A 16,996-nucleotide genomic window follows, 5' to 3' on the forward strand; every position below is an offset into this window, starting at 1 on the left:
CTGTGCGAGGTTTAAAACAAAGAGAGAAAGCAAATAGCGGTTATTTTTTTTGTATAGCAGCAACTTATATATGTATATAAGTTAAAAAACGACATAAAATCCCTTTCTTTTTTATGTGAGGAGACGAGAGCATCTAGCCGTGGATAGGGGCGGTCAGGATCTTTTCCTGCCACATGCGAGGTTTAAAGCAAAGAGAGAAAGCAAGTAGCAGTCATTTTTTTCTGTATAGCAGCAACTTATATATGTATATAAGTAAAGAAACCAACATAAAATCCCCTTTCTTTTTTATGTGAGGAGACGAGAGCATCTAGCCGTAGATAGTAGCAGTCAAGGCCTTTTCCTACCACATGCAAGGTTTAAAACAAAATGACAAAGCGAGTGCAAGTCATGTTTCGTTCTGCATAACAGAGACTTATATGACGGAAAATTAAAATGGATATATAGGTTGAAAATTTAAAAACATTTATATAGAAGAATATTTTTATATTTTTTTTATTTTTTTAAAGACAATATTGTAAAAATGACATAAAATATTGAGAGATACATAATAATATATTATTTTAATAAATGTATGCGTTTGTTGATAATATCTAAATATGAAAATGAAATGATAGAGAGGGGTTGAGAATATGACGAATTTTATTAGTGATGTTAGTCATTATATGAATTATTTAGTGACAAAGAGAGATGCTGTTTCTAATAATGTTTCTAACGCCAATACGCCAGGCTTTAAAGCGCAAGATGTTGATTTTGCTGAACAACTTGTAGGGAGTAATGAACTGTATAAAAAAAATGAGCTAGATTTACAAAAAAATAGGCAAATGTATCAAACGAATGTAATGCATTTACCATTAACGAACGAAACAAATACATATGCAAAGATTCGAACAAATAATTTGGCTGTTAAAGAAGATGGCAATAGTGTTGATGTGACAAAAGAAATGATTGATCTTGTAAAAACGAATCAGTTATACGGTGTATCTATTAATGCAATTAATACGCAGTATACAATAGATCAAGCAGCTAGAGGACGTTAAGAAAAGAGGGGAAATATATGTTTCAAGCAATTAATGCCAGCGGTTCTGGTTTAACAGCAGCAAAGAAATGGATGGAAGTTACTTCTGATAACATTGTAAATGCCAATACAACGGTAGGAGCTGATGGAGGACCATACCATCGCCGCAGCGTAGTGTTAGCGCAAAATAATAGTTTTGCAAGCATGCTACAACAACAACCTAACACAGGTGTGAAAGTAGAATCTATTGAAACCGATCCAAATGAGAATTTGATTTACGATCCATCGCACCCACAAGCAAATGCAGAAGGGTACGTACGTTACCCGAATATTGATATGACTGCGGAAATGACAAACGTAATGGTCGCTCAAAAAATGTATGAAGCAAATACAAGTGTATTTAATGCGAATAAAAAAATGCTTGATAAAGATTTAGAAATCGGGCGAGGTTAAGAGTGTAAAAGGAGAGGAAGATAACAGATGAAAATTCAATCGATTGTTAATACACAGCCGTTTAGCGGAATTCAGCCGCTCGCAGCGCCGAAAACTTCTTCTGTACCTGTAGAAGGAAAAACATTTATCGATTTGCTTGAAGGTATGAATCAAACACAAAATCATGCACAAACAGCAGTATATGATTTGCTTACAAAAGGTGTAGGAGAAACACATGAAGTAATGATTCAACAAAAAAAAGCAGAAGCACAAATGAAAACTGCAGCTGTTATTAGAGATAGTCTTATCGAAAATTATAAACAGCTTATGAGTATGCAAATTTAGAAATATGGACGGATGTGTGTGAAATGGAAAAAATAAAAGGTGTGTTCCAGTCGTTAAAAGCGTGGCATAAGATGGTGATTGGAGCTGCTATTTTAGCTATTATTACAGCTGGATTGCTATATTACACGATGCCTGATAAATATGTGACTGTTTACCAAAGTTTAAGTGATAAAGATAAACAAGATATAACTGTTGAATTATCGAAGTTAGGGGTTGACTATAAGCTGAATCAAGACGGTTCTATTGCTGTATTAAAGAAAGATGCCCCTATGATTCGAAAAGAGATGACAGGAATGGGTTTACCGTTTAATTCGAAAAGCGGTGAAGATATTTTATTGGAAAGCTCGCTTGGTTCTAGTGAACAAGATAAAAAGATGAAACAGCTTGTCGGAACGAAGAAGCAATTAGAGCAAGATATTGTAAGAAACTTTGCAACAATTGAAAGTGCAAATGTACAAATTACTTTACCAGAAAAAGAAACAATTTTTGAGGAAGAGAAAGCAAAAGGTACAGCAGCTGTGACAGTTGGCGTGAAAAGAGGCCAAACGTTAACAGAAGATCAAATTATGGGTATTCAACATATGATTAGTGCTGCTGTAACAGGGGTAAAATCAGAAGAAGTAAGCGTTATTGATAATAAAAAAGGAATCCTTTCAAAAGGCACAAGTGAATCACAGAATAAGGGTTCATCTTCTTATGACAAAGAAATAAAACTTCAAAATGAAATTGAAGATAAATTAAAGCAAGACATTGAATCGACGTTAACGGGTATGTTTAAGTTAAATGATTTTAAAGTGAATACGAAAGTATCTGTGAACTACGATGAAGTAACAAGACAGTCTGAGAAGTATGGTGACAAAGGTGTACTTCGTAGTAAACAAGATCAACAAGAGAAATCGACAGCACAAGAGGGAGCACCGCAGCAAAGCGCAGGGATTACTGCAAATGGTGAAGTTCCTAACTATGGCATTGATAAGAATAAAAATGGAAAAGTTGTCTATGATCAAAATAGCGGAAATAAAATCGAAAACTATGAAATTGATAAAACAGTTGAAACAGTTAAGAAACATCCAGAATTGACGAAAACGAATATCGTTGTTTGGGTAGATAATAAAACATTAGCAAAAAGAAATATTGATATGAATGCCTTTAAGCAAGCGATTGGAACGTCTGCTGGATTACAAGCAGATCAAAATGGAAACTTTACAAATGGTCAAGTGAATATTGTGACTGTTCAATTTGATGAGCCGAAAAAAGCTGAACCGAAAGCAGAAGAAGAAAGTGGCTTTAATTGGTGGATGCTTGGAGGTTCTTTAGTAGGCTTATTACTAATAGGCGGTGCACTATGGTACTTCTTGGCGAAACGAAAAGAAGAAGAAGAAGAAGAGTTTGAACCAGAAGTAATCGAAGAAATAGCAGCTACCGAAGACGTTATGGAATATAAAGAGAAAATAGAAGTACCAGAATCGACAGAACCTACATTAGATGAACAAGTACATCAAGTAACAAGAGAGCATACAGAAGGAACTGCAAAAGTAATTAAAAAATGGTTAAACGGACAGTGAGGGACATAAGTGATGATAGAAGGAATCTCTTCAAAAGAAAAAGCTGCCATACTTGTTCGTATGTTAGATGAAGATGTGGCGACACAAATTATTGAATATATGAACGAGGAGGAAAAAGAGGTATTATTACGCGAAATTGCTAAGTTTCGTGCATATAAAGCCGAAACGTTAGAAAACGTATTAGGAGAATTTTTATATGAATTAAATGTAAAAGAATTGAATTTAGTAACACCAGATAAAGAATATATTCGCCGCATTTTCAAAAATATGCCGGAAGATGAGTTGGAAAAGTTACTAGAAGACTTATGGTACAATAAAGATAATCCGTTTGAGTTTCTTAACTCACTGACGGATTTAGAACCATTACTAACAGTATTAAACGATGAATCACCACAGACCATTGCAATTATTGCGTCGTACATAAAACCACAACTTGCTTCAAGGTTAATTGAAAGATTGCCAGATTATAAAAGAGTGGAAACAGTTATGGGGATTGCAAAGCTTGAACAAGTTGATAGCGATCTTATTGCACAAATTGGTGATTTATTAAAATCGAAATTAAACATGATGGCGTTTAGTGCAATTAACAAAACAGATGGCTTGAAAACAATTGTAAACATCTTAAATAACGTTTCTCGAGGTGTAGAGAAAACGGTATTTGAAAAACTTGATGAAGTTGACTATGAATTATCTGAGAAAATTAAAGAAAACATGTTCGTCTTTGAAGACTTATTACGTCTTGAAGATTTAGCAATGCGCCGTGTATTAGAAGAGATTTCTGATAACGGAATCATTGCAAAAGCATTAAAAATTGCGAAAGAAGAAATTAAAGAGAAGTTATTTACATGTATGTCTAATAACCGTAAAAATATGATCTTGGAAGAACTAGATGGTCTTGGTCCACTTAAGATGACAGATGCTGAGAAAGCACAACAAACGATTACAAGTACTGTGAAAAAACTAGAAAAAGAAGGTCGTATTGTTATTCAAAGAGGTGAAGAAGATGTCCTTATTTAAAAACAGAATTCCGAAGAATTCTGTTTCTTTTTCTCATCAAACATATGAATTACAATTTCCACAACCGGAAATAGAAGAGGTAGTAGACTGCGAAGAAGCATCAGAAATAAGTGAAATGAAAAGAGAATTATTTGTTCAAAAGGAACAGCTGCAGTCGCAAACGCTTCATTTGCAACAAATAGAGCAAGAGTTAGAGGAAGAGAGAGCAAAGTTGCAGCAAGAAAGAGCACAGTTTGAAGTGTTACGAGAAGAGCACAAAAAACAAATAGTAGCAGATCGCCGTGCTTTGCTTGAAGAACAAAAAGAGATCGCAACACAATGGTCAGAATTACTTTGGGAGCAGTCGCTACACTTAGCTCAAAATATTGTAAATCAAGCCATTGATGTTCGGCAGCTGGATTTGTTACCGATTTTAAACGGTATTGTTCAAACGTTACCAACATCGTTCGAAAAGCTTTCTATTACTGTTCACCCAGAAACATTTGAGCAAATTGAACGAGAAAAAACGGTAACAAAAGAGTATTGGCTCCTTGAACTTGTTGAATGGAAATATGATTTTTCTTTACAGTTTGGTGAATTTATTTTAGAAGAAGAAAAAGAGTTTTTTGAATTTAAGTTCAGTCCAATTTTTGAAACGCTTCGCGAACAGTGGAAAGAAAAGCAATTACTTGAGGGGCAACCAGTATGAAAGAATGGCTTATAAAAGAACATGAAAAATGGAATGCGCACATGGAAGCACCGTTTTATATTAAAAGAGGGAAAGTACATAGTGTACAAGAGCAATTTTTTGTTTCAAAAGGGCCGAAAGCAAAAATTGGTGATGTTTGCCTTGTTGGAGAGCATAATGTCTTATGCGAAGTAATTGCGATTGAAAAAGAAAATAATACGCTTCTTCCATTCGAGCAAACTGAAAAGGTCTGTTATGGGGATGCCGTTACACTTATTAGCGAAGATGTTACGGTGCCGCGTGGTGAGCATTTGCTCGGAAAAGTGTTAAATGCAAATGGCGAAATCTTAAACGAACAAGAAGCAACTACACCACTGCAAAAAATAAGGCTTGATGCACCGCCGATTCACGCGTTTGACCGTGAAGAAATTACAGAAGTGTTTGAGACAGGTATTAAATCAATTGATGGCATGTTAACGATTGGTGTTGGTCAAAAGATTGGGATTTTTGCAGGCTCGGGTGTTGGGAAATCAACATTGCTTGGGATGATTGCCAAAAATGCAAGTGCAGATATTAATGTAATTAGTTTAGTTGGTGAACGAGGACGTGAAGTAAAGGATTTTATTCGCAAAGAGCTAGGCGAAGAAGGAATGAAAAAAAGCGTTGTTGTTGTTGCAACGTCTGACGAAAGTCACCTTATGCAGCTTCGCGCTGCAAAATTAGCAACTTCAATCGCAGAATATTTTCGCGATCAAGGTAAGAACGTGTTGCTCATGATGGATTCTGTAACTCGCTTTGCCGATGCTCGAAGAAGCGTGGATATTGCAGTGAAAGAGTTGCCAATTGGCGGAAAAACATTGTTAATGGAAAGTTATATGAAGAAATTACTTGAGCGTTCTGGAAAAACGAAAGTAGGTTCGATTACAGGTATTTATACGGTGCTTGTTGATGGTGACGATTTAAATGGTCCAGTACCGGATTTAGCACGGGGTATTTTAGATGGACATATTGTATTGAAGCGTGATTTAGCGACATTAAATCATTATCCAGCTATTTCTGTGTTAGATTCTGTAAGTCGAATTATGGAAGAGGTTGTAGCACCGGATCATTGGAAGATTGCGAATGAAATACGGAAGACGCTATCAATTTATCAAGAAAATGAATTGTACTTTAAACTTGGTACAATTCAAGAGAATGAAGAGAATGCATATATTTTTGCATGTAAAAATAAAATAGATGATATTCATACATTTTTAAAGCAAGGTCGAACGGAAAGCTATCGTTTTGCCGATGTAATTCAGCAAATGGATGGTGTTATGTAAAGACCTCAATTTTGAGGTCTTTTTATTTAATAAATATATTAAGATTCTAGAATATTTAGCGGATTTTTTTCTAAAAAAACTATATAATAAGAATAAGTAAAGGTATAATAGAAAGGGGTTTAAAAAGCAGGTGAAAACAAAACAGTATGAAACGATAAAACTACAAATGAATCAAGAAAAAGAACATGTCTTAAAAGAAGTGTATGAATTAACAACGGAAAAACGAAAGATAGAAGCAAAAAAAGCGCATGATTTGAATGTTTTTCAATCACGTAGTAAAGTGATGCAAGTCAATGAAAGTATTCATATTGGCATGTTGTCCTCTCATACGTTTTCACCTGAAAGAATAGAGGAATGGAATAGGAAAATAGAAAAAATTGAAGAGTTTATTTTGAAAAATAAACTCCTTCTAGAGCAAATTCAAGAAAAAGAACGCGTTATTGATGAAATGTTCCAGCAAGATTGCCAGAAAGCTGCAAAGGAACAAGGAAAACGCGAAGAAAAAATGTTGCTCGACTTAAGAATGTGTATGAATGGGTGATGTGAAAGAGATGATTGAATCTGTCTTACCAGTGCAATTGAATTTGCCGCAACGAAAAGAAAAACCATTGGAAGTGCAACCGAAAGAAGAACAGACTTCATTTTCAGAGAAAATGAATGAAAAGTCGGTGGAGAAGCCAAAACGATCAACGATAGAAAAAAGCGAACAGCCAAAAGAAATGAAGGCAAAGAGTTATGAAATTGAAAAGAGTAAGTTTGTAAAAAAGGAATCGCTTGTTTCAAAAGAAGAGAATGAAGAAGACAAGCCGATAGAAGAGTTACTGCTAGCCATTTCAGAACAGATGCTAGGAATTGAGCAATTACGTGCACAACCAGAATCGTTATATCAATACATACAAAAAATACAAACGATATACGAAACGTATGGAAATATAAAATTAAATGAGCTTCCAGCAACAGAGCTTCAATCGCTTATGGGATTTTTGAAAGAGAATAATATTCAAAATACAATATGTTTGGAAGATACAATAGGGATGGCGTTAGAAAAATTAACAACGCCAGAAAATATGACTGACTTTGCAAAGATCATACAAAGTGAAACATGTGATTTAATGAAAAAAGAACAAGAACCAATTGCAACAATAAGCAAGCATGAGGTGGAAAAAACTTCAGAACTTGGAGATACGGATGTGCAACTTCCAACAGGCGAAACCAATGCGAAACCATTTCTTGTAGGAAATGATTCAGTTGTAAAACAAGATATGTCAGCGCAAAAAGTATCACTTCCTGATTTAGGAAAGAAAATGGAAGCACACGTTGAAGCGTTGCAAAAGTTTGTCGTGAAACAAGAACGCGTTCTTTTTCAATTAAATCCTGAAAAGCTTGGCACATTAACGGTGTATATGAAAAAGCAAGGTGATCAAATTCAAGTTCATATTGAAATGGATAAACACGATGCGAAGAAGAAAGTCGAAATTATTTTTGATGAATTAAAAAATAAATTAAAAGAAAAAGATATTCAAATTGAACTAAGCTATACAGATAAAGATCAAAAACGTGAACAGCAGGAAAGAGGACAACAATATAAGCAAAAACAAGTAGTTGTCAAGAAAGAACAGAAGGCAGAGCAAGACTTTGCTGGATTATTGGAGGAATAAAAAGTGCCAACGGTTGGACTCAATACAACAAGTACAAACCATATTCCAGTAGGGCAAACACAGCAAGTACAAAATAAAAATGCTGTAGCAGCTACTCAACAAAAAACACCTGGGATTATGGGGAAAGATGATTTTTTAAAACTCTTTTTAGCGAGTTTTCAACATCAAGATCCAATGAATGCAATGGACACAAATCAAATGATGAATCAAATGTCACAGCTGTCACTTATGGAGCAAGTGCAAAATATGACGAAAGCTGTTGATTCCTTGAAAGAAACGATGTATACAACAGCACTAGATGGTGGGATGAAGTTTCTTGGTAAATACGTAAGAGGTGTAAACGGCGAAGGGAAGGAAGTAGTAGGAAAAGTCGATACGATTCGCCTTGGAGCAAATAATGATGTACAGCTTGTAATAGGTGATCAAGTTGTATCACTTCGTTTCGTTGTAGATGCGTCTGATAAAGAAATAATGCCAACAGCAACAACAAAATAAGCAATATAAACAAACATTAAACAAAATTTTAAGGAGTGTACAAAGAATATGATTAAAGCATTATATACAAGTATTACAGGTATGAACGCAATGCAAAACGCATTAAGTATCACATCAAATAACATCGCTAACAGCCAAACAGTGGGCTACAAAAAACAAAAAGCAGTGTTTGATGATTTGTTATACAACAATACAATGGGTGCAAGAGGCGATGAAAATTATGCTGGCACGAACCCAAAAAGTATTGGTAATGGTGTGAAATTAAGCGGAACAACAACAGATTATTCAACCGGTCCTATTACGCTGACAAATGGAAAAACACAAGCAGCAATTGACGGGAATGGATTTTTTGTTGTAGGTGATTCAAAAGGTGGAAATGTACAATACACACGTAAAGGGACATTTAGTGTATCTGATGATCATTATATTGTAAATTCTGAAGGACAATACGTACTTTCGTATCCGACGAAACCTGGAAAACAGGACATTGATTTTTCTAATGCACCGCAACCAATTAAAATTCCAATGGGCAGTGCAATTCCTGGAACGCGTACTGATCATGCAAGTCTTACAGGAAACATTGCAAGGAATATCGGGGAAACTGCAGAAGAATTTACAGTGTATGATGAAGAAGGAAATAATTTTACGATGCGTGTAGAACTGAAACAAGTTACAGACGCCCAAGGAAAGCCGGTAGATGGAGAATATAAGTATAAAGTATTAGTACGAAATGATGCGAAAAAGGAGAAAACTTTTACTGAACTAGCTAATAATAAAGATTTGAAGTTTAATAATCTTGGTGAATTAATCCAAACGGATGCAGCTATAGTTCGTGATCCAGTTACGAATAAAATTACGCAAGGCGGAAAAGTGACAATTCCGTTTGGCGCTGGAGTAGAAGTAGACTTCAGTGGTGCAACAAATTATCCAACTGACGACACATTCAAACCAACAGAGGTTACAGGTCGTCCTGCGACAACAGTGAAAGATTTCGAAATTTCTGATGGTGGTTATATTATGGTAAGATATGGAGATGGAAGTAGTAGAGTTGGAGGACAACTTGCAGTAGCGGCATTCCCGAATGAAGAGGGACTTATGAAAATAGGAAATGGTAACTATGTATCGACACCATCTGCTGGTACCCCTGCTTTAGGTGTTTCTGGACAAAATGGAACTGGTGCAGTTCGTGGAAAATCACAAGAAGGATCGAATGTTGATTTAGCTGTAGAATTTGTTGATTTAATGGTGTATCAAAAAGGATTCACTGGAAATACAAAAGTAATTAAAGTAGCAGACGATGTGTTAAATGAAGTTGTAAACTTAATTCGCTAAGAAAGCTGAACCTCTATCAGTGGGACTTTCATCTTAACTGATAGAGGTCTTACTGCCTGTTAATGCGAATAAAAGATATAGATTCTATATCTTCTCATCATGAATAGTGAGGTTTATATAAATATGACAAGAGAAGAACGAATTTTGCAGTTGCCGTTTTTTCAAGATAAACGAGAGCTAGCACAGCAAATTGTAAATATTGAACAACAAGAAGGTAAATATTTACCAAATCAATTTGTTATTAAACAGGTACCTCCTTACACATTTGGAGAGAAGCAAGCAGTAATCGGTCGTGTTCATGAATTTTATTTTATTGGGATTTATGGTGGTAACAAATGGAAGTACCAAGCGTTTGCGGATGTTATGCAATGTCGTTCTTTCTTTATTGGTTTGCCAGGTATTATAGATCAGCAGTTAGCATTTTGGTTTAATAATCTGGAATTACTTGCAGTTTCGTAAAATGAAGTTTCTATAACATGTGAGGCTGTTATATAAGTAAAAAATGACATAAAAACCTCTTTCTTTTTAGGGGGACGAGAGCATCTGGCCGTGCATAGAAGCGGTCAGGGCCCTTTCCTACCACAGGCAAAGTTTAAAACAAAAGGAGATAGCGAGTGCAGGTTATGTTGTATCTTGCACAGCAGTGGCTTATATGTCGGAAAATTAAAATGAATATATAGTAAATGCCAATAAGGGAGGAAATGAATATGGCGCAAAATAAATACCGTGTAACGTTCATTTCGCCGAGTGAAATTGAGCAGCGGACGATTATGGTAGCGAATAGTTTGCCTGATTTAATTCGTAAGGTAGAGAGTGTAATAGCAGATCCAAACGGTTATTTTATCAATGACAAAAAAAATAACTGTTATTTCCAAGTTGTAAAACAAAATGTCACATTTATTCAATATGAACTCCTATTTTCTGATAAAGCGATTCATATTGAAAAAGTGAAACATGTTGCACCCATTATTATGAAGAAATTATTTCAAACGGTGCCAGATCCAGAAATATATGGACTTGCATTACTTGATGTTGATGAAGAAACAAAGACTTTTCTCTTAAAGGAAATGGATGATTCCTTGCGCGTACAAGTTGAGAAGGAAATTATGCAAAAGTGGGAAGCTTCGCCGGCAGAAATATCAGGGGCACAAGAAATATTACTTGATACGCTCGTTTCACTTACAAATGAGTAAAGTATATATAAAATATATATAAATACAAGCTAAAAAACGACTTAAAAAACATTTCTTTTTAGGTGGGCGAGAGCAACTGGCCATGCATAGAAGCGGTCAGTTTCTTTTCTTGCCACGTGCAACGGTTTAAAACAAAGAGAGAAAGCGAGTGCTAGTCATGGTTTATTCTGCATGGCAGCGACTTGTATGTTGGAAAATTAAAACGTATTTATATATAGAAAAATAGAGAGGAGCATTACCCGTCTATGTCACAAGCACAAAGTATTTTACTAGAAAGTGGAACAAATGAGTTAGAAATCGTAACATATACAATTGGGGAAAATTTATTTAGTATAAATGTTATGAAAGTACGTGAAATTATCAATCCGTTTCCGGTAACACCAGTTCCAGAAGCAAATGCAGCAGTTGAAGGTGTTGTCCAAGTACGTGGTGAAATTTTACCTGTTATTAACTTAGCAAAAGCATTGAACTTAAAATCCAGTAAACCACTAGACCAAACAAAGTTTATCATTGCAGAATTGAATCAAATGAAAGTGATTTTCCGTGTAGATGAAGTGCATCGCATTCAGCGTATTTCATGGGAACAGATTGATGAACCAACTTCTTTATCGATGGGATTAGAAGAAACAACATCCGGAATTGTTAAGCTGGATGAGAAAATTATTTTATTATTAGATTATGAAAAAATCGTATGTGAAATTAGTAATGTTGGTTATGAAACACAAAAAATAACTGGACTAGTAGAAAAAACAGATCGTGCTGAAAAAAGTATTTATATTGCAGAAGATTCTGCGATGCTTCGCCAAATATTAGAAGAAACATTAACAACAGCTGGATATACAAAAATTAACTTCTTCAGTAACGGTGCAGAAGCATTAGCACAAATTGAAAAATTGGCAGAAGAACAAGGAGAAAATATGTTCCAACATATTCATCTGCTTATTACAGATATTGAAATGCCAAAGATGGATGGACATCATTTGACGAAAGTGATTAAAGATCACAAGGTAATGAACCGATTACCAATTGTTATTTTCTCTTCTTTAATTACAAATGAATTGTATCATAAAGGCGAATCTGTTGGAGCTAATGCACAAGTAAGTAAGCCAGATATTCAAGAGTTAATCGGGCTGGTAGATAAGCTTGTTTTATAAAAAATATGGTAACGACTCAGTCACTCTATGAAAAACCGATAGAAAAGCATTTTTTTAAGTGGCCCTGAGGGACTGGTGATGCATAGGAGCGGTCAGTGCCTTTTCCTGCCACGCGCAAAGTTTTAAAACAAAGAAAGGCAGCGAGGTCTAGGTCTATTTTTATCTTCATGGCAGCCATTGTACTCCTTACCAAACTAAATATGTAAGGTTTTGTTATAGACTATTGAGAAATTTATTTTAAGTAATGAAACAATACACACATCCTAATGAAAAAAGAAGGTAATGATCTATTATATAGAGAATTATCTTCTTTTTTTCGTAACTATTCAGTTACTATATGAAAAACCGACAGAAAAGCATTTTTTTAAATGGGCGAGAGGAACTGGCGATGCATAGGAGCGGTCAGTGCTTTTTCCTGCCACGCGCAAGGTTTGAAAACAAAAGTAGACAATAAGTGCAGGCTCCTGCCCTTGTTGGCATGACAGCAGTTTATATACCCAAAAATGAATTTATAAGTAATAGAGAGACACATCTTCACTAGAATCATACACTTTTCTAAAAGGTATAGTTGAGTAGTTACTTTTTTCTTTATAAATTTAAAAATGACTTGAAAAACCTCTTTTTTAGGAGGTCGAGAGCGTCTGTCCATGCATAGAAGCGGTCAGGGCCTTTTTCTGCCACGGGCAATGGTTAAAAAAAAGGGAGAAAGCAAGTGTAGGTTAGGGTTTATTCTGCATGACAGCGACTTATGTGCCCGAAAATCAACATGGATTTATCGATATTATATTTTTATACTTTTTATATATTTTTTTATGTTAATTATTTGACATATATTTTACATATATTATATGATTAACATGTAAAATTTTCTATTTTTACAAGTGATAAGGGAGCTATTTAAGGCAATAAGGGGAGTGCGATAGGAGATGGCACAAGACAGCGCAGTTTTAGTTTTAAAGAAGTTACAAGAATTACTGAAAAAGAAAGATAAAATTAAAAATATGGAAGAAGAATTTGAAAAAATAGCAAAAAAATTTCATGTGAGATTTGAAGAAGTATTGGATTTGTATAATAAAATGTTTCTTTTTCAAATGGATGTAGAAAAATTTGGTGGTTTTGAAGTATACGAACAATCAGATATAGCATGGTTGAAGTCTGAGCTAGCCTTATTACAAGAAGTTTATCAATTTTGTCAGCAGAACGGTATGAACATTTTGGAGATTTCTGATTGTATAAGTAAGGAAAAGCTACAACTGTTTTTTAAAACACCTAGTCAATTGCAAAATACGTATTATAAATTAAGAAAAGAAGAAATTGGCTTAGAAAATATAAAAAAACAAAAACCAGGTAGAAAACGAAAAACTACTTTTATAAAACAATTACATTTTAATAAGGAAGAGTATAAAAAAGAAGTAAAAATAAAAGAGGAAAGTCCAAAAATAGATAATAATCTTGTTACTTTATTATCTGGAATTGTTAATAATTTTCAATTGATAGATGAAAAAGATGAACAAAATGCAACTGGGTTGTATCGCTTTATGGATGGAATTTATAAGTTGTCTAGCATGGCTGCAGAGTATGTTCAAGATGCACAAGATATTGCTGGATTTAGAAAAGAGATTACGGCGTTATACAGTGAGACAGAGCGCTTACGAAGAGAAAAAGAAGAGCTTGTAGCAGATATGAGAGAAATGACTAATCATATGATTCGCTTTATCACAAGTTCTGATGTGGAACAAATTCGTACTTTGCCGTATTTCGTACATATGTGCAAACAAGACTTGTATAAACTTGGACTATATAGTGGTATAACAGAAGGGCAATTAAAAGTCATGATTGATCACAGCGGACAGGTTGTGTCAGTGGTGAAATAAGAGAAGTCATCCGGAATGAAGTGGCCCTAAAAGGTTAGACAGGTTATTTCATTAGGTAGCTTCTTGGGCATGAGCTCGGTATTGTATGAAGCCACTGAAAAAGTCCACTTCATAAGAAAAAAGAGATCCATCATCTACTATATACTGGTAATGGATCTCTTTCTATTTTCAGCATATTGATAAAATGCGTGTTATTTTTTCTTTTGAAGAGAATTTGACTATAAAAAAAGTGCACGACTTCTTTTTATTATATAAATACGAATTAAAAAATAAAAACCCTCTCTTTTTGGATGGGCGAAAGCATCTAAAGCGGTCAGGGCCTTTTTCTGCCACGTGCAAGGTTTAAAACAAAAGGAGAAAGCAAGTAGCGATCATGCTGTGTTCTGGGTGCCCAGCTAAGCTGGGCACTGCTTATTGGTGAAAGTCCAATCTAGGTAAGAACCAGGTCGCCTAATAGCTGACAGGCAACTGGTGGAGAAATCCTAAGGTTGAAGCACTGTGACAAAGTTAAAATGATAAACTGAAAGCCAAAGAAAGAAAAACATCGGAAAGCCGTATGAGGGAGAACCTCACGTATGGTTTTCTACTCTACGCATAGCAGCGATGTATATGTCAAAAAATTAAAATGAGTGAAATACGAGGGAGGGGAAAGAAGGGTCTGATTTTTCTTGGGTTTAACGATAGTAAATTTCAAAAACTTGTGAAAGGCGGGAAGAAGATAGGGGAGCGTATTATGTAGAAGTTATAAAGAAAAAACACACCTCAATAAGAGGTGTGTTTTGTCAGAGTGTTGGGAAACCCTTCGGGTTTCCTAACCTCTGATGACTTTTATTGTAACTATGTATAAAAAAATTGTACAAAACAATAAAAAACAAGAAAAATAGCCTTCCACCTGACCCTTTCTGGTCAGGTGAAGGGCTATTTTTTTCATGTTTTGGCAGGCTGCGGTGAGATATGCCTGCATTTGGACAGATTTCACCCCTCGGAACCGAGCGTATCGATAGCCATGTAGCTCTTTCGCATCGGCAAAACTTCGCTCAATTGTAGAACAGCGTACTTTATATAGTCGTTTTCCAGTTTTCGTTCGCTTGTATGCTCGTGCAATATCTTTATAATCTTCCCAAATATGACGCGTAATCTCTCGACGCTTTTGAGTCGTTGAAAAACAATCAGGACGCAAAGGACAAACTGCACAATCTTTTGCGTCCGCTTTATAATGACGATATCCTTCTCGATCGGTTGTCGCATACTTCATAATACATCCCATTGGACATGCAAATACATCACTTTCAGAAACGTAATCAAATAATCGTCGCGGAACTTCTTTATTTTTATTGCCAAATCGGCGATATCCCATCACCATAAAAATATTTTGTTCTGATAGTTTCTTACAGATATGTCCTGTAAAATACCCTGCATCCAGTGCTATCGCTTCTACTTGAAAATGGAATTTTTGAATTTGAGCTTGAAGGCGTGCCAAATACACCTCGGAATCTGCCACATTTCCAGGTGTAATATATGTATCCGTAATGATATTGTATTTTGCATCAACTGTTCGATGATCTAAATAGTGAAAGCCATTTGGTTTTCCATCTCTCATTAAAAAACCACTGTCTGGATCTGTTGTACTTTCGCGAGTTTTATCTTTTGTGGCAACACCTTCCTTTTTAGGCTTTAAAGCTTTTTTCCATGATCCTCACGATCTTGTGTGACTGCCGCTTCCAATTCTTCCATATAAGATTTAGGTTTTTCTTGTTTTACTTTATGAATAAACTTATTTTTATTGGCATTCGCTTTGATATGAGTAGAATCTGTCATCAATGCACGACCACCTACCATGCGATGCTCCGTAGCTTGATGTACAATTTCATCAAAGATTTCTTCAAAAATATTTGTATGAATAAAACGAGTCCGACGATTCCAGCTAATTGTGGAATGATCTGGTACAGTATCAGATAAAGAAAATCCTAAAAACCAACGATAGGCAACATTCATTTTAATTTCTTTTTCTAATTGGCGTTCAGATCGAATTCCGTAAAAATAACCGATAAACATCATCTTAAATAAAACAATTGGATGAATCGAAGGTCTTCCGTTGTTTTCGCAATAATAGGGACGTAGTTTTTCTTCTATGAAATGAAAATCAATTGTTGCCTCAATGGCACGAAGGAAATGGTCTTGTGGAACTAACTCTTCTACAGAAATTGTTACGCGCTCATCACGATGATTTTTCAGTGCTCCCATCATGGGGCATCGCTCCTTTGCATCTTTTTTATCAGTGTTGACAGATAAAAAGATGTTCAGACACAAAAACAGGCTGTGGAGAAGGCTTTCTCCACAGCCTGAAAAAACACACCTCAATAAGAGGTGTGTTTTGTATATCACACAAATGAATTATTGTAATAATTTGCTGATCATTTGTGGAGTTTGGTTTGCTTGAGAAAGCATGCTGATACCAGCTTCGTTTAAGATTTTGAATTTAGTCATTTCAGACATTTCTTTAGCCATATCAGCGTCTTCGATTTGAGAAGCAGATGCAGCCATGTTTGTAGATTGGCTATTTAAGTTTTCTACGTTAAAGCCTAAACGGTTTAATGTAGCACCAAGTCCTGCACGTTTTTCAGCAACTTTTGCTAGAGCATCATCAACAGCCTTAACAGCTTTTAAAGCTTCATCTGTAGTGCTGATAAGGGCTACACCAGCACCCGCAGCATCACCTTTTTTAACGAGTAATTTCTCTGCATTAGATTGATCTAATTTAACTGTGATTTGTTGAGCAGCTTGGTCACTATCAAGTGTTTCGATAGCGATATTTTGGCCGTCAGCATTTAATAATTTTTTACTGTTGAATTCAGTATTATCAGCAACGTAATCGATTTGATCTTGTAGAGATTTAAACTCATTGTCTAGAGCTTTTTGGTTGTCAG

The 16,996-nt window shown here is 35.2% G+C and carries 17 protein-coding genes; 15 read left to right on the forward strand and 2 right to left on the reverse strand.

Annotation, left to right across the window (positions count from 1 at the left end):
* The first annotated feature begins 629 nt into the window (after positions 1 to 629).
* The 15 genes from flgB to Q9306_RS20020 all read left to right on the forward strand — a co-directional run bounded on the left by flgB (position 630) and on the right by Q9306_RS20020 (position 14,069).
* Positions 630 to 1,037: a flagellar basal body rod protein FlgB gene (gene flgB, locus Q9306_RS19950; protein ID WP_306201640.1), complete on the forward strand. Its 408-nt coding sequence runs from the start codon at positions 630 to 632 to the stop codon at positions 1,035 to 1,037.
* 17 nt (positions 1,038 to 1,054) lie between these two features.
* Complete coding sequence (gene flgC / locus Q9306_RS19955; RefSeq protein ID WP_306201643.1) at positions 1,055 to 1,468, forward strand: flagellar basal body rod protein FlgC; 414 nt, start codon at positions 1,055 to 1,057, stop codon at positions 1,466 to 1,468.
* A gap of 27 nt (positions 1,469 to 1,495) precedes the next feature.
* Complete coding sequence (gene fliE, locus Q9306_RS19960) at positions 1,496 to 1,792, forward strand: flagellar hook-basal body complex protein FliE (RefSeq protein WP_306201645.1); 297 nt, start codon at positions 1,496 to 1,498, stop codon at positions 1,790 to 1,792.
* 23 nt (positions 1,793 to 1,815) lie between these two features.
* A complete protein-coding gene (gene fliF / locus Q9306_RS19965) occupies positions 1,816 to 3,357 on the forward strand; it encodes a flagellar basal-body MS-ring/collar protein FliF (protein ID WP_306201647.1) in 1,542 nt (513 codons plus the stop codon).
* A 12-nt stretch (positions 3,358 to 3,369) separates the two neighbouring features.
* Positions 3,370 to 4,374, forward strand: a complete 1,005-nt coding sequence (locus tag Q9306_RS19970; protein WP_306201649.1) for a flagellar motor switch protein FliG — start codon at positions 3,370 to 3,372, stop codon at positions 4,372 to 4,374.
* Positions 4,361 to 5,062, forward strand: coding sequence for a FliH/SctL family protein (locus Q9306_RS19975; RefSeq protein ID WP_306201651.1), 702 nt, complete (start codon positions 4,361 to 4,363; stop codon positions 5,060 to 5,062). The genes Q9306_RS19970 and Q9306_RS19975 overlap by 14 nt, the downstream gene beginning before the upstream one ends.
* Positions 5,059 to 6,363 (forward strand): flagellar protein export ATPase FliI, encoded by a 1,305-nt coding sequence (locus Q9306_RS19980; protein WP_306201653.1) that lies wholly within the window; start codon positions 5,059 to 5,061, stop codon positions 6,361 to 6,363. Before Q9306_RS19975 ends, Q9306_RS19980 begins: the two co-directional genes overlap by 4 nt.
* A 166-nt stretch (positions 6,364 to 6,529) precedes the next feature.
* Entirely contained in the window at positions 6,530 to 6,904 is a 375-nt protein-coding gene (locus Q9306_RS19985) for a cytoplasmic protein (RefSeq protein WP_371932414.1), read from the forward strand.
* Positions 6,897 to 8,021: a flagellar hook-length control protein FliK gene (locus tag Q9306_RS19990; RefSeq protein WP_306201657.1), complete on the forward strand. Its 1,125-nt coding sequence runs from the start codon at positions 6,897 to 6,899 to the stop codon at positions 8,019 to 8,021. The genes Q9306_RS19985 and Q9306_RS19990 overlap by 8 nt, the downstream gene beginning before the upstream one ends.
* A gap of 3 nt (positions 8,022 to 8,024) precedes the next feature.
* On the forward strand, positions 8,025 to 8,516 hold the full coding sequence (locus tag Q9306_RS19995; protein WP_371932411.1) for a flagellar hook capping FlgD N-terminal domain-containing protein: 492 nt from the start codon (positions 8,025 to 8,027) through the stop codon (positions 8,514 to 8,516).
* A gap of 48 nt (positions 8,517 to 8,564) precedes the next feature.
* Positions 8,565 to 9,848, forward strand: a complete 1,284-nt coding sequence (gene flgE / locus Q9306_RS20000) for a flagellar hook protein FlgE (RefSeq protein ID WP_306201659.1) — start codon at positions 8,565 to 8,567, stop codon at positions 9,846 to 9,848.
* 123 nt (positions 9,849 to 9,971) lie between these two features.
* A complete protein-coding gene (locus tag Q9306_RS20005) occupies positions 9,972 to 10,307 on the forward strand; it encodes a DUF3964 family protein (protein ID WP_306201661.1) in 336 nt (111 codons plus the stop codon).
* 248 nt (positions 10,308 to 10,555) lie between these two features.
* The gene (locus tag Q9306_RS20010; protein ID WP_306201663.1) at positions 10,556 to 11,041 is read left to right on the forward strand and encodes a LysR family transcriptional regulator; all 486 of its coding nucleotides are present in this window, start codon (positions 10,556 to 10,558) and stop codon (positions 11,039 to 11,041) included.
* 245 nt (positions 11,042 to 11,286) lie between these two features.
* Positions 11,287 to 12,195, forward strand: a complete 909-nt coding sequence (locus Q9306_RS20015; protein ID WP_306201664.1) for a chemotaxis protein — start codon at positions 11,287 to 11,289, stop codon at positions 12,193 to 12,195.
* Between the two features lie 926 nt (positions 12,196 to 13,121).
* Positions 13,122 to 14,069, forward strand: coding sequence for a DNA-binding domain-containing protein (locus Q9306_RS20020; RefSeq protein WP_306201665.1), 948 nt, complete (start codon positions 13,122 to 13,124; stop codon positions 14,067 to 14,069).
* 811 nt (positions 14,070 to 14,880) lie between these two features.
* On the opposite strand, the gene Q9306_RS20025 is transcribed toward Q9306_RS20020, so the two are convergent.
* Together Q9306_RS20025 and Q9306_RS20030 are read right to left on the reverse strand one after the other, a co-directional pair.
* Positions 14,881 to 16,316, reverse strand: a protein-coding gene (locus Q9306_RS20025) for an IS1182 family transposase (RefSeq protein WP_371932413.1) whose coding sequence is annotated in 2 segments (ribosomal slippage) — positions 14,881 to 15,749 and positions 15,749 to 16,316 — 1,437 coding nt in all. Because the reading frame shifts where the segments join, the coding sequence is not laid out codon by codon here.
* A 147-nt stretch (positions 16,317 to 16,463) separates the two neighbouring features.
* On the reverse strand, positions 16,464 to 16,996 hold a 533-nt coding region (locus Q9306_RS20030; RefSeq protein WP_306201666.1), incomplete at its 5' end, for a flagellin.

It is taken from the genome of Bacillus multifaciens (genome assembly GCF_030756675.1).
Lineage (GTDB): Bacteria > Bacillota > Bacilli > Bacillales > Bacillaceae_G > Bacillus_A > Bacillus_A multifaciens.

Coding starts and splice junctions, on each gene's coding strand:
- Q9306_RS19975 (WP_306201651.1), top strand. CDS start 4,361: ATGTCCTTATTTAAAAACAGAATTCCGAAGAATTCTGTTTCTTTTTCT.
- fliE (WP_306201645.1), top strand. CDS start 1,496: ATGAAAATTCAATCGATTGTTAATACACAGCCGTTTAGCGGAATTCAG.
- Q9306_RS19970 (WP_306201649.1), top strand. CDS start 3,370: ATGATAGAAGGAATCTCTTCAAAAGAAAAAGCTGCCATACTTGTTCGT.
- Q9306_RS19985 (WP_371932414.1), top strand. CDS start 6,530: ATGAATCAAGAAAAAGAACATGTCTTAAAAGAAGTGTATGAATTAACA.
- Q9306_RS20005 (WP_306201661.1), top strand. CDS start 9,972: ATGACAAGAGAAGAACGAATTTTGCAGTTGCCGTTTTTTCAAGATAAA.
- flgE (WP_306201659.1), top strand. CDS start 8,565: ATGATTAAAGCATTATATACAAGTATTACAGGTATGAACGCAATGCAA.
- Q9306_RS20020 (WP_306201665.1), top strand. CDS start 13,122: ATGGCACAAGACAGCGCAGTTTTAGTTTTAAAGAAGTTACAAGAATTA.
- fliF (WP_306201647.1), top strand. CDS start 1,816: ATGGAAAAAATAAAAGGTGTGTTCCAGTCGTTAAAAGCGTGGCATAAG.
- Q9306_RS20015 (WP_306201664.1), top strand. CDS start 11,287: ATGTCACAAGCACAAAGTATTTTACTAGAAAGTGGAACAAATGAGTTA.
- flgB (WP_306201640.1), top strand. CDS start 630: ATGACGAATTTTATTAGTGATGTTAGTCATTATATGAATTATTTAGTG.
- Q9306_RS19980 (WP_306201653.1), top strand. CDS start 5,059: ATGAAAGAATGGCTTATAAAAGAACATGAAAAATGGAATGCGCACATG.
- flgC (WP_306201643.1), top strand. CDS start 1,055: ATGTTTCAAGCAATTAATGCCAGCGGTTCTGGTTTAACAGCAGCAAAG.
- Q9306_RS19990 (WP_306201657.1), top strand. CDS start 6,897: ATGGGTGATGTGAAAGAGATGATTGAATCTGTCTTACCAGTGCAATTG.
- Q9306_RS20010 (WP_306201663.1), top strand. CDS start 10,556: ATGGCGCAAAATAAATACCGTGTAACGTTCATTTCGCCGAGTGAAATT.